This window comes from Burkholderia semiarida, from assembly GCF_029268935.1.
GTDB classification, from domain to species: Bacteria; Pseudomonadota; Gammaproteobacteria; order Burkholderiales; family Burkholderiaceae; genus Burkholderia; species Burkholderia semiarida.
In genome coordinates this window covers 1849037-1863235 of record NZ_JAHLCL010000008.1, presented here as the reverse complement: position 1 = coordinate 1863235, position 14199 = coordinate 1849037, and the positions used below count along the sequence as shown (strand labels likewise).

15 protein-coding genes are annotated in these 14199 nt (G+C 69.1%); 7 read left to right on the top strand and 8 right to left on the bottom strand.

All coding sequences use genetic code 11. The annotated features are described in order from the left end of the window. The first annotated feature begins 171 nt into the window (after positions 1 to 171). From livH to KPB06_RS31475, 5 genes are all read left to right on the top strand, one after another. Complete coding sequence (gene livH / locus KPB06_RS31495) at positions 172 to 1098, top strand: high-affinity branched-chain amino acid ABC transporter permease LivH (protein ID WP_059584442.1); 927 nt, start codon at positions 172 to 174, stop codon at positions 1096 to 1098. Positions 1099 to 1109: 11 nt separating this feature from the next. Continuing rightward, the gene (locus tag KPB06_RS31490; protein ID WP_059640787.1) at positions 1110 to 2381 is read left to right on the top strand and encodes a high-affinity branched-chain amino acid ABC transporter permease LivM; all 1272 of its coding nucleotides are present in this window, start codon (positions 1110 to 1112) and stop codon (positions 2379 to 2381) included. Further along, positions 2378 to 3151 (top strand): high-affinity branched-chain amino acid ABC transporter ATP-binding protein LivG, encoded by a 774-nt coding sequence (gene livG, locus KPB06_RS31485; RefSeq protein ID WP_104012572.1) that lies wholly within the window; start codon positions 2378 to 2380, stop codon positions 3149 to 3151. Before KPB06_RS31490 ends, livG begins: the two co-directional genes overlap by 4 nt. Next, positions 3151 to 3852, top strand: coding sequence for an ABC transporter ATP-binding protein (locus KPB06_RS31480; protein WP_006484776.1), 702 nt, complete (start codon positions 3151 to 3153; stop codon positions 3850 to 3852). Before livG ends, KPB06_RS31480 begins: the two co-directional genes overlap by 1 nt. A gap of 163 nt (positions 3853 to 4015) precedes the next feature. Continuing rightward, complete coding sequence (locus tag KPB06_RS31475) at positions 4016 to 4366, top strand: VOC family protein (RefSeq protein ID WP_059640790.1); 351 nt, start codon at positions 4016 to 4018, stop codon at positions 4364 to 4366. A 33-nt stretch (positions 4367 to 4399) separates the two neighbouring features. Here KPB06_RS31475 and KPB06_RS31470 read toward each other — a convergent pair whose 3' ends face one another. The 3 genes from KPB06_RS31470 to KPB06_RS31460 all read right to left on the bottom strand — a co-directional run bounded on the left by KPB06_RS31470 (position 4400) and on the right by KPB06_RS31460 (position 6760). Further along, a complete protein-coding gene (locus tag KPB06_RS31470; protein WP_059640792.1) occupies positions 4400 to 4807 on the bottom strand; it encodes a DUF2000 domain-containing protein in 408 nt (135 codons plus the stop codon). 44 nt (positions 4808 to 4851) lie between these two features. Beyond that, entirely contained in the window at positions 4852 to 5709 is an 858-nt protein-coding gene (locus tag KPB06_RS31465; protein WP_275905729.1) for an AraC family transcriptional regulator, read from the bottom strand. Between the two features lie 73 nt (positions 5710 to 5782). Then, positions 5783 to 6760 (bottom strand): AraC family transcriptional regulator, encoded by a 978-nt coding sequence (locus KPB06_RS31460; RefSeq protein ID WP_275905730.1) that lies wholly within the window; start codon positions 6758 to 6760, stop codon positions 5783 to 5785. A gap of 41 nt (positions 6761 to 6801) precedes the next feature. On the opposite strand from KPB06_RS31460, the gene KPB06_RS31455 reads away from it, so the two are divergent. After that, entirely contained in the window at positions 6802 to 7551 is a 750-nt protein-coding gene (locus KPB06_RS31455) for an SDR family oxidoreductase (RefSeq protein WP_060968477.1), read from the top strand. Between the two features lie 68 nt (positions 7552 to 7619). On the opposite strand, the gene KPB06_RS31450 is transcribed toward KPB06_RS31455, so the two are convergent. Beyond that, complete coding sequence (locus KPB06_RS31450) at positions 7620 to 8921, bottom strand: aspartate aminotransferase family protein (RefSeq protein WP_275905731.1); 1302 nt, start codon at positions 8919 to 8921, stop codon at positions 7620 to 7622. Between the two features lie 77 nt (positions 8922 to 8998). Between KPB06_RS31450 and KPB06_RS31445 the strand changes: the two genes are divergently transcribed. Continuing rightward, complete coding sequence (locus tag KPB06_RS31445; RefSeq protein WP_059584463.1) at positions 8999 to 9883, top strand: LysR family transcriptional regulator; 885 nt, start codon at positions 8999 to 9001, stop codon at positions 9881 to 9883. A gap of 13 nt (positions 9884 to 9896) precedes the next feature. Here KPB06_RS31445 and KPB06_RS31440 read toward each other — a convergent pair whose 3' ends face one another. The 4 genes from KPB06_RS31440 to KPB06_RS31425 are packed head-to-tail and all read right to left on the bottom strand — an operon-like array spanning position 9897 to position 14051. Continuing rightward, positions 9897 to 11330, bottom strand: coding sequence for an isochorismate synthase (locus KPB06_RS31440; RefSeq protein ID WP_275905732.1), 1434 nt, complete (start codon positions 11328 to 11330; stop codon positions 9897 to 9899). Continuing rightward, positions 11327 to 11632: an isochorismate lyase gene (locus tag KPB06_RS31435; protein ID WP_059584467.1), complete on the bottom strand. Its 306-nt coding sequence runs from the start codon at positions 11630 to 11632 to the stop codon at positions 11327 to 11329. Before KPB06_RS31435 ends, KPB06_RS31440 begins: the two co-directional genes overlap by 4 nt. Further along, positions 11629 to 12402: a thioesterase II family protein gene (locus tag KPB06_RS31430; RefSeq protein ID WP_059584469.1), complete on the bottom strand. Its 774-nt coding sequence runs from the start codon at positions 12400 to 12402 to the stop codon at positions 11629 to 11631. Before KPB06_RS31430 ends, KPB06_RS31435 begins: the two co-directional genes overlap by 4 nt. Next, positions 12399 to 14051 (bottom strand): (2,3-dihydroxybenzoyl)adenylate synthase, encoded by a 1653-nt coding sequence (locus tag KPB06_RS31425; RefSeq protein WP_059584472.1) that lies wholly within the window; start codon positions 14049 to 14051, stop codon positions 12399 to 12401. Before KPB06_RS31425 ends, KPB06_RS31430 begins: the two co-directional genes overlap by 4 nt. Between the last annotated feature and the right edge of the window lie 148 nt (positions 14052 to 14199).

The following is a 14199-nucleotide window of genomic DNA, read 5'->3' as shown; positions in this document are numbered from 1 at the left end:
CGCTCGCGCACCCGCCCCGCCCGAAACCCGGACGGGGCGGGTGCGTATTGGCCGCGCATCTGCCCCATGCGCGCCAAAGGGCGGCCCGAGACGACACCGTGCGCTGCGCGCGGCCGGCCGCCGTGATCCGGCGACGGCACGCGGCCCAGCGCCAACGGGAGCTTCCCGCATATGACTGACTTCTTTCCCCAATTCGCCCAGCAGCTGGTCAACGGCCTGACGCTGGGTGCGATCTATGCGTTGATCGCCATCGGCTATTCGATGGTCTACGGCATCATCGGCATGATCAACTTCGCCCACGGCGAGATCTACATGATCGGTGCGTACGTGGGCCTCGTGACCCTGACGGCCATCGGTATCTCCGCCGGCTATCCGCTGCCGCTCGTGCTCGGCGCCGCGCTGATCGTGTCGGTGATCGTCACCGGCCTGTACGGCTTCGCGGTGGAGCGCGTCGCGTATCGCCCGCTGCGCGGCGGCCCGCGCCTCGTGCCGCTGATTTCCGCGATTGGCATGTCGATCTTCCTGCAAAACTACGTGCAGATCGGCCAGGGCGCGCGCGACGTGTCGGTGCCGGTGCTGATCTCCGGCGCGTTCGAGATCCATCTCGGCGGCGACTACGACGTGACGGTTCCGTATGCGCGCCTGCTGATCGTCTGCGTGACGATCGTGCTGATGATCGCGCTCACGCTGTTCATCTCGCATTCGCGGATGGGCCGTGCGTGCCGCGCGTGCGCCGAGGACATGAAGATGGCGAACCTGCTCGGCATCGACACGAACCGCGTGATCTCGTTCACGTTCGTGCTCGGCGCGATGCTGGCGGCCGTCGGCGGCGTGCTGATCGGGCTGACGATCGGCAAGCTGAATCCGTATATCGGCTTCGTCGCGGGCATCAAGGCGTTCACCGCCGCGGTGCTCGGCGGGATCGGCAGCATTCCGGGCGCGATGCTCGGCGGCGTGCTGCTGGGCCTCGCCGAAACCTTCGCCGCGGGATACATGCCGGCCGAGTACAAGGACGTGGTCGCGTTCGGCCTGCTCGTGCTGATCCTGCTCTTCCGCCCGACCGGCCTGCTCGGCAAGTCGGACATCGAAAAGGTTTGACGGAGACGCAGATGAGTCAAGTCATTTCCGTTCGCCGCCCGGCCGCCGACGCATCGATCGGCCAGGCGCTGAAAAATGCCGTGGCCGCCGCGCTCCTGACGGCGATCCTCACGATTCCTGTGCTCGGGCTGCAACTGAAGCTCGACGGCTATCAGGTGGTGCTGACGCCGCACTGGCGCCCGGTGTGGATCGCGGTCGCGGCCGTGTTCCTGTTCCAGTTGTTCAAGCCGTGGCTCGTGCGCGCGAAATCCGCGGTGAAGCTGCCGGCGATGCCCGCGATGGGCGCGCGGCAGCAGCGCGTGATCATCTGGGTGCTGCTCGCGGTCGGGCTCGTGTGGCCGTTCTTCGGCTCGCGCGGTGCAGTGGACGTCGCGACGCTCGCGCTGATCTACGTGATCCTCGGTCTCGGGCTGAACATCGTGGTCGGTTTCGCGGGGCTGCTCGATCTCGGCTATGTCGGGTTCTACGCGGTCGGCGGCTATACGTACGCGATGCTGAACCAGTATTTCGGGCTGTCGTTCTGGGAATGCCTGCCGATCGCGGCGATTGCCGCGGCGACGTTCGGCTTCCTGCTCGGCTTCCCGGTGCTGCGTTTGCGTGGTGACTATCTCGCGATCGTCACGCTCGGCTTCGGCGAAATCATCCGCCTGCTCGCAAACAACCTGACGAGCCTCACCGGCGGCCCGGACGGCATCTCGAGCATTCCGAAGCCGACGGTGTTCGGCTTCGAGATGGCGCGCTCGGCGAGCGTCGAAGGCGCGAAGACTTTCCATGAACTGATCGGGCTCGAATACAGCGGCGAGCACATGGTGATCTTCCTGTACCTGATCGCGCTGGTGCTGGTCGGCTTCACGCTGTTCGTGACGAGCCGCCTGATCCGCATGCCGATGGGCCGCGCATGGGAAGCGCTGCGCGACGACGAGATCGCGTGCCGTTCGCTCGGCCTGAACCCGACGCGCATCAAGCTGTCGGCGTTCACGCTCGGCGCGGCGTTCGCGGGTATCGGCGGCGCGTTCTTCGCCGCGCGTCAGGGCCTCGTGAATCCTGAATCGTTCACCTTCATCGAATCGGCGCTGATCCTCGCGATCGTCGTGCTCGGCGGGATGGGCTCGCAGCTCGGCGTGATTCTCGCGGCGATCCTGCTGACCGTGCTGCCGGAAGTCGCGCGCGGGTTCGCCGAGTACCGGATGCTGATCTTCGGTCTGGTGATGGTGTTGATGATGATGTGGCGTCCGCAGGGCCTCTTGCCCGCGAGCCGTCCTCACGTGGAGCTGCCGCAATGAGCGCGAATGCAGAACTGTTGAAGGTTGCCGGGCTGCAGATGCGCTTCGGCGGGTTGCTCGCGGTGGACGGCATCGATTTCGACGTGCGCCGCAACGAGGTGTTCGCGATCATCGGGCCGAACGGCGCGGGCAAGACCACCGTGTTCAACTGCGTCGGCGGCTTCTACAAGCCGACCGGCGGCGACGTCGTGCTCGACGGCCACGCGATTGGCGGGCTGCCGAGCCACCAGATCGCGTTGAAGGGCCTGGTGCGCACGTTCCAGAACATCCGCCTGTTCAAGTCGCTGACCGTCGTCGAGAACCTGCTCGTCGCGCAGCATCGGAAGGTGAAGGCCGGGCTGCTGCACGGCCTGTTCGCGACGCCCGCGTACCGCCATGCCGAGAAGGAAGCGCTCGAACGCGCGGCCGTGTGGCTCGACCGGATGGGGCTGACCGCGGTCGCCAACCGGCCGGCCGGCACGCTGTCGTACGGGCACCAGCGGCGTCTGGAGATCGCGCGCTGCATGATCACCGAGCCGCGTCTCTTGATGCTCGACGAGCCGGCGGCCGGCCTCAACCCGCAGGAAAAGATCGAGCTGCAGCACCTGATCGACAAGCTGCGCCGTGAATTCGGCGTATCGGTGCTGCTGATCGAACACGACATGAGCCTCGTGATGGGCGTGTCCGACCGCATCCTCGTGATGGAGCATGGCCGGCCGATCGTGATCGGCACGCCGGAAGCGGTCCGCAACGACCCGCGCGTGATCAAGGCGTATCTGGGGGAAGAGTGATGCTGAAGCTGGAACAGGTCCATACGCACTACGGCGCGGTCGAGGCGCTCGCGGGCGTGTCGATCGAGGTGAACAAGGGCGAGATCGTCACGCTGATCGGCAGCAACGGCGCCGGCAAGACGACGCTGATGATGACGGTATGCGGCACGCCGCGCGCGTCGTCGGGCCGCGTGCTGTTCGAGGGCAACGACATCACCGCGATGTCGACGCACCAGATCATGCGGCAGGGGATGGCGATCTCGCCGGAAGGGCGGCGCGTGTTCCCGAGTCTGACGGTGCTCGAGAACCTGAAGATGGGCGGCTTTTTCGCGAGCCGTCACGAGATCGACGACGGCATCGAGCACGTGTTCAAGCTGTTTCCGCGCCTGAAGGAACGCGCGGCGCAGCGCGCCGGCACGATGTCGGGCGGCGAGCAGCAGATGCTGGCGATCGGCCGTGCGCTGATGAGCAAGCCGCGTTTGCTGCTGCTCGACGAGCCGACGCTCGGCCTCGCGCCGCTCGTGATCGCGCAGATCTTCGACATCATCCGGACGATCCGCGACGAAGGCGTCACGGTGTTCCTGGTCGAGCAGAACGCGAACAAGGCGCTCGGCGTGGCCGATCGCGGCTACGTGCTCGAAACCGGGCGCGTGGTGCTGGCCGACACGGGCGCGAACCTGCTCGCGAACGACCGGATCAAGCAAGCGTATCTCGGCGGTTGATCGGCGGGAAGCCGCTGGCCTGCAACGGGCCGGCGGCTTTTTAGCGTTGTTTCCGGATGTGTCGGTACGATGGGGGCCATGCCCGTTTGTGTAGCGAATCCGCAGCCGATTCGGCTTCGATCGTAGTCGAATCGGCGACTTCCTCGCTTCCCGGAGCAAACCGATGAAGGTCAAACGAATCGTCGCCAATATCGACACACGCTCGATCGACGACGCAAAGCGCTTCTATCGGCACATCTTCGGCCTCGACCTGCTGATGGACCACGGCTGGATCGCGACCTACGGCAACGCCGAGCAGATGGCCGTGCAGATCAGCTTCGCGTCGCAGGGCGGATCGGGCACGCCGACGCCCGATCTGTCGATCGAGGTCGACGATCTCGACGAAGCGCTTGCGCGTGTTCATGCGGCCGGCGTGCCCGTCGAATACGGCCCGGCCGACGAGCCGTGGGGCGTGCGGCGCTTTTACGTGCGCGACCCGTTCGGCAAGCTCGTCAACGTGCTCGCGCATCGCTGACCGGCGACGGCGAGCCGGGCACGCCGCCGGCGTTCACGCATGCAACGCGAGCCCCTTCACCGCCTTGTCCACGGCCTTCTTCGGCCCGCGCAACGCCAACCCGACCAGATCGGGATTCTCCGCATCCTCGGCGCGAAACGCTTCGCGGTTGGCCGCATCGTGCCCGGTCGAGAACATCGCGCGCACGTAGGGCACGATCGTCAACTCGCGCGACAGCGCCTGCCGGTGCGCGGCCTGCAATCCGTTCAGATCGGCCGCGAACACCAGCATCGGCTGGCCCAGCATCCTGCCGTAGCGGCGCCCGGCCGCGTCCTCGTAAGGTTCGCCGAGCGCCTCGGGCGCGCCGGCGGCGACGCCCGTCGCGAGAAATGCGACGACATTGAGTTTCTGCCACGCGGCGAGATCGTCGCGCACGATCAGCGCTACTTTGGTATCGAACATGCTTGCTCCTGGTTGGAGCGCCCATGATCCGACGCCGCGCGCGATCAGTCTGGAACGTTTGTGCAGAGTTGCCGGTACGCGGCCGGCGTGATCCGGTACGCGCGGCGGAACCAGCGGCCGAGGTGGCTCTGGTCCGCGAAGCCGACGTCGGCGGCCGCCTGCGCGGGCGTGCGGCCGGCGGCCAGCAGCCGGCGCGCGGCACGCAGCCGCAAACGCACGAGGTACGCGTGCGGCGACGTGCCGAACGCGCGCTGGAACATGCGCGTCAGCCGGAACCGGTCGATGCCGGCGACGCTCGCGAGTTCGTCGAGGCCGATGTTGTCGCCCATGTGTTCGTGCAGCAGGTCGCGCACGCGTGCGATCGCGGGCGGCACGACGCTGCTCTCCAGCACAAGCGGGCCGCCCAGATGGCTGCCGAGCCGCATCAGCAGGCGGTCGAGCGTCTGGTCGCGCGCGAGCCGGCCTTCGTTGTCGTGGAGCGCGAAGAACGCATTCCGGATCGCATCGACGAGGCCGCGATCGTCGACGAGCGTGTGGCCGAACGTGGCTTCGACGCTGCCGAGGCCCGGCAGGTCGAGCCGGCGCGCGGCGCGCTCGACCCAGGCCTGCGGCAGGTACAGCATCCCGTACGTGAAGCCGCCGGCTTCGGGCGCGTGGCCGTCGTGCATCGCGCCCGGCTCGATCAGGATCGCGCGGCCCGGCACGCTCGTATGCAGCGAGCGGTGGCACTGGAAGCGCTGCACGCCCTGTTCGGTGAAGCCGACCAGCATGTCGTCGTGGTCGTGCGCGTCGTATGCATGGCCGTTGAAATGCGCGTGCAGGCTTTCGATGCCGGTTTCCGCGTCGCGGCGCGCGACGAGCCAGTGGTCGGGTTCGCCGGTGGCTTTCGCATCTGTCGTCATCGGCTACCTCTCACGTCGTCGTTGTGTGACGGACCCTCTAAGCAGGCGGCGGAACAGCGGAGGCGCGTGCGGTTCATGCTCCGTTCACCGCCGCCTGTTCGTCGCGCGCATATTGCGCGGGCGGCCGGCCGACATGACGCGCGAACGCGACGCTGAACGTGCTCGCCGAGCTGTAGCCGACGCGCGCCGCGATTTCCGCGATGCGGCCTTCGTTGCGGCGAAGCAGATCCTTCGCGAGCGCCATGCGCCACGTCAGCAGGTATTCCATCGGCGCGACGCCGACCGCGCGGCTGAAGCGTTCGAAGAACGTCGAGCGCGACAGCGCGGCTTCCTTCGCGAGTTCGACGATCGTCCACGGGTGCGCGGGGCGTTCGTGCATCCGGCGCAGCGCGGCCGCGAGGCGGCTGTCGGCGAGCCCGCGCACGAGCCCGGGCGACGCGTGCGTGCCGGTCGTGAACCGCAGCGCCTCGATCAGCAGCACTTCCAGCAGACGCGCCAGCACGATCTCGCGGGCAGGCCGCTGTGCGCGAGATTCGTCGCGCACCAGTTGCACGAGGGTAGTCAGCCGCGGTTCGCCGCGCACGTGCACGAAGCGGGGCAGCAGCGACACCAGCAGCGATGCATCGGGCGAACCGAAACTGCAGTTGCCGGCCATCATCCGCGTATCGACCGGGTTGGCCGGATCGCCGATCCGGTATTCGCCGTGCTCGAGCATGACGGGCGGGGCGGTGTCGACGCCCGGCGGCGGCGGTTCGAGGCTCGACATCGCGACGCCGTAGGCCGCCGGAATCAGCATGAAGTCGCCGGGCAGCAGTTCGATCGGCGCATGCCCGTCGATCGCGATCCGGCAGCCGCCGTCGAGGACCGCGCAATAGAACGGCTCGCCGGCGACCGTGCGGTTGATCGCCCACGGGCTCGCGCCGCGCACGTACTTCGAGTACCGCGCGCCCGGTTGCAGCAGCGTCACGACTTCGGTCAGCGGGTCGATCATCGCCGGACTCTCGCAACAGAAAAGCGGATTGTCGATTGTAGCGAATACGGCTCCCGCCATCTATCGTACGAACACATGCTCAACACACCCCAGGAGTTCGCATGAAGACCGTACTGATTACCGGCTGTTCTTCCGGCTTCGGCCTCGAAATCGCGCGGCATTTTCTGGCGCGCGACTGGCAGGTCGTCGCGACGATGCGCAAGCCGGCCGACGACGTGCTGCCGCCGTCGGAGCGCTTGCGGGTGCTGCCGCTCGACGTGACGAATGAGGACAGCATTCGCGCCGCGATCGACGCCGCCGGCCCGATCGACGTGCTCGTGAACAACGCGGGCTTCGGCGCGGCCGCACCGGCCGAACTCACGCCGCTCGACACGGTGCGCGCGCTGTTCGACACCAACACGATCGGCACGATCGCGGTGACGCAGGCCGTGCTGCCGCAGTTTCGCGCGCGCGGCGCCGGCGTGGTCGTGAACGTCACGTCGAGCGTCACGCTGAAGGCGCTGCCGCTGGTCGGCGCGTATCGGGCGAGCAAGGCGGCGGTGAATGCGTTCACCGAATCGATGGCGGTCGAACTCGCGCCGTTCGGCGTGCGCGCGCATCTGGTGCTGCCGGGCCGCGCGCCCGACACGCGTTTCGCCGACAACGCACGGGCCAACATGCACGGCTTCGAGCACGAAGCGTATGCGGACTTCGTCGGCAAGGCCGTGGCGCGGATGCTCGATGCGTCGGGGCCGATCACGCATGCGCAGGACGTCGCCGAAGCCGTGTGGCGCGCGGCGACCGATCCGTCGAGCCCGATGCGTATTCCGGCCGGCGCCGATGCGCAGGCGTGGGCGGCGGAAGCGGGTTGAACGATCGGGCGTCCGTCGCGCCGGCTGGTTGAACCGGTGCGACGGACCGGGCGAGGCGGCGACGGGCGCTAAAGCGCGCGGGTAATCGCCTGCTCCAGCAGCGACAGGCCGAGATCGATCTCGTCGTCGCTGACGGTCAGCGGCGGCGCGATGCGGAACACGCCGCCCATGCCGGGCAACTGCACGATGTTCATGCTGAGCCCGAGCTTCATGCACTCGCGCGTGATCTTCGCGCCGAGCCCGTCCGCCGGCTCCTTGGTGCGGCGATCCTTGACGATCTCGACGCCCAGCAGCAGCCCGCGCCCACGCACGTCGCCGATGCAGTCGAAGCGCTCCATCAGGTCGAGCAGGCCGCGCCGCAGCCGCTCGCCCATCGTGTTCGCGCGCGCGACGAGGCCGTCGCGCTGCACGACGTCGAGCACGCGCAGGCCGACGGCGGCCGGCAGCGGATCGGACACGTGCGTCGTGTAGAACAGGTAGCCGAGCGCGTGCGCGCGTTCCTCGATCGCCGCGGACGTGACCATCGCCGCGAGCGGCAGCCCGGCGCCGAGCGTCTTCGACAGCGTCAGGATGTCGGGCGTCACGCCGTCGCGCTGGCACGCGAACATCGTGCCGGTGCGGCCGACGCCCGTCTGCGCCTCGTCGAGGATCAGCAGCATCCCGCGTGCCTCGCACTTGCGCTTGAGCGCGGCCATGTAGCCTTCCGGCAGCTCGATGATCCCGCCCGAGCTGAGAATCGGCTCCGCGATGAACGCGGCGAGGTTGCCGCTCGACTGCCGGTCGATCAGGTCGAACGCGTAGTCGAGTTCGGCGAGCGGGTCGTACGCACCGTTGCGCTCGAAGCGCGGCCGGTACGCGAACGGCGCCGGAATCGCGAACGAGCCGACCGACGCGGGGCCCACGCCCTTGCGGCCCGCGCTGTAGGTGGCCGATGCGGCGGCGCCCGTCATCCCGTGCCACGACTGCGCGAAGCCGACGATCTCGTACTTGCCGGTGACGAGCTTCGCCATCCGGATCGCCGCCTCGTTCGATTCCGCGCCGGTGCTGAGCAGCAGCGCGCGGTCGAGCCCGGCGGGTGTGATGTCGGCGAGGCGCGTCGCGAGATCGACGACCGGCCGCGACAGCAACCCGCTGAACAGGTGATCGAGCTTGCCCGCATATTCGCCGATGACGGACACGATTTCCGGATGGCTGTGGCCGAGCACCGCGCTCATCTGGCCCGACGTGAAATCGAGGATCGCGCGGCCGTCGGCGTCGTAGACGAAGCTGCCTTTCGCGCGCTCGACGATCATCGGCTCGAACGTGCCGCCGTAGCGGACCAGGTGCTGCGTGGCGTTGCGCCAGAAGATTGCGTCGTCGTTCAGGGACATCGGGCGGCTCCGGGCAAAGGGCAGGGATCGCTTGCAGTCTAGGCGCGCGTCTGGTTTGATGGAAACGAATAGTTCTAATGCAAGCTAGAAGAGGGGCTAATACCTTGGCGCTTTCGCTCGAAATCGACCTGCTGCGCTCGTTCGTCGTGATCGCCGAGGTGCGCGCGTTGAGCCGCGCGGCCGCGCGGGTCGGCCGCACGCAATCCGCGCTCAGCCAGCAGATGAAGCGGCTCGAAGAGGCCGTCGACCAGCCGCTGTTCCAGCGCACCGGCCGGGGCGTGGTGCTCACGCATCCGGGCGAGCGGCTGCTCGTGCATGCGCAGCGCATCCTGCGGCTGCACGACGAGGCGATGGCCGACCTGTGCGGCACGGGGCTGTCGGGGACGATCCGGTTCGGGTGCCCGGACGATTACGCGCAAGTGTGGCTGCCGTCGCTGCTGCGGCAGTTTTCGAGCCAGCATCCGCAGGCGATCGTCGAAGTCGTGTGTGGGCCGACGCCGCGGCTGATCGAACACCTGGAGAAGCGTGCGGTCGATCTGGCGATGATTTCCGTGCCGGACGACGGCGCGACCGACGACATCATTCGCCGCGAGCAACTGGTGTGGATCGGCTATCCGGGGCTCGAGCCCGCGCATTTCGATCCGCTGCCGCTCGCGCTGTCCGATCGCGATACGCTCGATCACCTCGCGGCCTGCGACGCGTTGAACCGCGCCGGCCGTGACTACCGTGTCGCGTATGCGAGCAGCAGCCTCGCCGGGCTGATCGCGCTGGTGCGCTCGGGGCAGGCGTTCGCGGTGATGACGCAGACGGCCGTGCCGGCCGACCTCGCGATCGTCAACGGCGACCCGCACTTGCCGCCGTTGCCGGCCGTGGGCATTACGCTGCGGTTCGACCGGAAGCGGCCGTCGCACCTGACGGCCGCTTTCGCCGACCATATCCGGCAAACGCTGCCGTTGCTTTGACGGCCGGCGCGAATCAGTCGACCGTCGACGAGGCCGACGCGGGCGTGCGGCCACGCACCGCCGCCGCCGTATCGCGCACGCGGATCGCCGCCCGCATGCCCGACAGCTTCAGTTCGGTTTCCTGATATTCGTTGGCCGGCTCGGAATCGGCGACAATGCCGCAGCCCGCGAACAGCCGGCACGCGCCGCCCGCGACCAGTGCCGAGCGCAGCGCGACGATGAAATCGCCGTTGCCGTGCGCATCGATCCAGCCGATCGGCGCCGCATACCAGCCGCGATCGAAGCCTTCGTGCGCACGGAGGTGGTCGAGCGCCGGTGCGCGCGGATAGCCGGCGACCGCGGGCGTCGGGTGCAGCGCGGCGACGACCTGCAACAGTGACGCATCCGGATTCAGCGTCGCGCGGATCGGCGTGCTCAGGTGCTGCAGCTTCGGCAGCCGGTGCAGCGACGGTCGATCGGGCACGTCGAGCGCGCGCGACAGCGGCCCGAGCGCGGCGCGGATGGCGTCGACGACGAGCGCGTGTTCGAGCCGCTCCTTCGCCGAAGCCATCAGTGCGGCGCCGAGCGCACGATCGTCGTCGGGCGTCGCGCCGCGCCGGATCGTGCCGGCCAGCGCATGCGTGCGCACGTCGCCGGCCGCGACACGCGCGAGCCGTTCCGGCGTGGCGCCGACGAAGCACGCCCCTTCGCGACGGACCGCGAACAGATGCGCATGCGGGTCGCGCCGCCGCAGACGGCGCAGCAGCGGCGCGATCGCGACCGGCCGCGCGTACTGCTCGAGCACGTCGCGCGCGAGCACGACCTTGCCGAATGCGCCGTCGTGGATCGCGTCCACCGCGCGACGGACTTCGTGCTGCCATTCGCTCGCCTGCAGCGCCTGCGTGTGCAGCAGTTGCGGCGCCTCGTCTTCCGCGGCCGGCGCAAGGGCGCCGAGCGAGTCGATCCGTGCAAGACACGCATGCGCGAGCGCGGCCGGATCGTCGTGGGCGGAGACGACCTGCTGGCAGACGGCCCAGTGCGCATCGCCTTCGCGCACGATCAGCAGCTTCGCGAGCGTCATGCTCGCATCGGCAAACGGCGACCAGTGCGCGCTGCGCGGGCCCCGCGAATCGAACCGGAAGCCGCCGACGAGCCGCGGCGGCTGCGGGCCGGCCGTGACCGCGTCGCGCACGAGCGTGCGCCAGCGCGCGTCGATCTGCGCGAAGCGCGTGTCGCCGGCGGCGCTCAGTTCGACTGCGCAGTCCCAGCCGAACAGCGTGACGGACGCATCGCCGGCTTCGTGGAAGCACCACGGCGTGACGCCGTCGTCCCACGCGGCGATCAGGTCGAAGAAGTCGAGCGCGCGCAGCGGCACCGAGACCGACGCCAGCGTCGGCGTGCCGGTGGCGGCGGCGCGGCGGGCCGCCCGCGCGAACGTGTCGTGCAGCAGCGGAAGGCCGGCGGTCATGCGAGCCCCCGCTGTTGTCGCCAGTATCGGGTTTGCTGCGCGATGTACCACGCGATGAGCTGGGCGAACAGCTTCTCGACGTAGTCGGCGTCGAGGCCGGCCTGTTCGGCCCAGCGGCGCCGGTCGGGCAGCATCGCGGCCACCCGCTCCGGCGCGGCGATGCTCGCCTCGTCCGGCTTGAAGCGCGACGCGGCTTTTACGTACTGCATGCGCCGGCCGAGCGCGTCGATGATGTCGGCGTCCAGGCGATCGATCGCTTCGCGAATGTCGGGCAGCCCCGTGCAGGCGTCCGGTGTTTTCATGTGTACTCCTTTCCGTAACGAAGGGACTGGTCGATCCGTTCGACCAGATGGGCGATCACCGCCGGGTATTGGTGCCGCAGGTAGAAGTGGTCGCCGTCGAACGTCGCGACGCGGATCGGGCGCGTCGCGACGTCCTGCCACGCATGCGCCTCGTCGCTGTCGAGCTCGGTATCGGCGAGCGGCAGCATCACGCCGAGCGGCGCATCGATGCGCGGCGGACGCTCGCGCCGATACGTTTCGATCGCGCGGTAGTCGTCGCGGATCATCGGCAGGTAGATCGCGCGCATTTCCGGGTCGGCGAGCAGCGCGGCGTGCTCGCCGGACAGCCGGGCGACGTCGCCGATGAGCGCGTCGTCGGATTGCAGGTGCAGATCCGACGGGCGCTGGCGATGCGGCGGCGGCAGCGCGGAAACAGCCACGTAAAGCGGCGCGGCGCCGCGCGCCTCGAGCCGCACCGCGACCTCGTACGCGAGCGCGGCGCCGAGGCTGTGCCCGAACAGCACGAGCGGCGCGTGTGCATGGCGTTGCAGCGCGTCGGCGGCGGGGCCGGCGAGCGCGTCGATCGAGTGCAGGCACGGCTCGCCGAAGCGTTCCTCGCGGCCCGGATACTGCAGCGCGAGCAGATCGACGTCCCACGGCAGCGCCCGGCTCCAGCCGCGAAAGAAATTCGCGGTGCCGCCCGCGTGCGGAAAGCAGACGAGCTGCGCGCGCGGGCACGGCGACAGCCGCAACTCGCGAATCCAGTTCGACTCGGTCGGGCGCGCGCTCATGCGGCCGCCGCCTGCAACTGGCGGCGCAACAGGTCGCGCAGCGATTTCTTGCTGGTCTTGCCGATGCCGGTTTCCGGAAAGCGCGGCATGAATTCGATGCGATCGGGGATCTTGAAGGCCGCGAGCCCACAGTCGCGCAGGTAGCGTTTCAGCATCAGTCTGGACGGAGCAGGCGCGCGTGCGACGACGAACGCGCAGGTCCGCTCGCCGAGCATCGGGTCGGGCATCGCGACGACCGCCGCGTCGTGCACCTGCGGATGCGCGAGCAGCAGGTTCTCCACTTCCTCGGCCGAGACCTTCTCGCCGCCGCGGTTGATCTGATCCTTGTCGCGGCCTTCGACGACGAGGTCGCCGTCCGCGGTGCGCCGCACGCGGTCGCCGCTGCGGTAGAAGCCGTCGGCCGTGAACGCCGTCGCGTCGTGCTCCGCGAGCCGATAGTAGCCGCGGATCGTGTACGGGCCGCGTACCTGCAGTTCGCCGATTTCGCCGGGCGCGACCGGTGCGCCGGCTTCGTCGACGATGCGCACTTCGTCGCCTTCGGAGACGGGGCGGCCCTGGGTGCGCGCGATGCGCTCGGGCGTATCGTCGAGCCGCGTGCAGCAGATGAGCCCTTCGGCCATGCCCAACACCTGCTGCAATCGACAGCCGAGCACGGGCGTCACGCGTGCGGCCGCGTGGTCCATCAGCCGGGCGCCGCCGACCTGCAGCACGCGCAGGCTCGACAGGTCGGCCTGCCGTTGCGGCTGCTCGTCGAGCCACAGCAGCGCGAGCGGCGGCACGAGCGCGGTATGCGTGACGCGTTCCTGCGCGATCAGCGCGAAGCTCTGGTCGGGCTCGGGCCGGGAGGTCGTCACGACCCGGCCGCCCGCGAGCAGCGCGCCGATCGTGCCGGGGCAGCACAGCGTGAAGTTGTGCGCCATCGGCAGCGCGGCGAGGTAGACGGTGTCGGCATCGACACCGCTCGCGGCGCTGCACGCGCGCACGTTGTACAGGTACTCGCGATGGCGGCGCGGAATCAGCTTCGGCGTGCCGGTCGTGCCGCCCGACAACTGGAAGCACGCGATGTCGTCGGCGCGCGCCGCGCAGGCGTGCACGGGTGGCGCGTCGTACAGCGCGTCGAACGACGTGAATGCGTGATCGTCGCCGGCCATCACGACGTGCTCGAGCGTCGGGCAGTCGGCCTGCAAGGCGGCCGCCAGCGGCTGGCAGTCGAAATCGCCGAGTCGCGACGCGCCGAGGTAAGCACGCGCACTGGCGAAGCGGCAGAACGCGCCGATCTCGTAGTGACGGTGGGCCGGCAGCGCGAGCACCGGCCGCACGCCGAGCTGGAACAGCGCGAAGCAGGTCTCGATGAAGCGCGCGCCGTTCGGCAACTGGACGACGACCGCGTCGCCGCGCGTGAGGCCGAGCCGTGCGAGGCCGCCCGCGAGGCGGCGGATGCGCGCCAGCAGATCGCGATAGCGCAGGCGGCGCGCGCCGTCGACGATGGCGAGCGCGTCGGGATGGCGCCGCGCGCACGCGTCGAGCGCGTCGAAGAACGTCGTGTCCTGCCAGTAGCCGGCGTCGCGATAGCGGCGCGCGAAGTCGTCGGGCCAGTCGGGCGCGTCGGCCGGCACGGCCGCCGCCAGGGAGGAAGGGGAGGGTTGCATGCGCTGACCTTGGGTTCCGGCAAGTTGTCAGAAAATGTAAATGAGAGGTATTATCATTTGGAACGGGTGCTGCGATAGCGCCGTTTCTTTCGATATCGCGGCAATTTCGTTCGATCAGGCGCCGGTCGCGCGGCGCCCGGCCAATCCG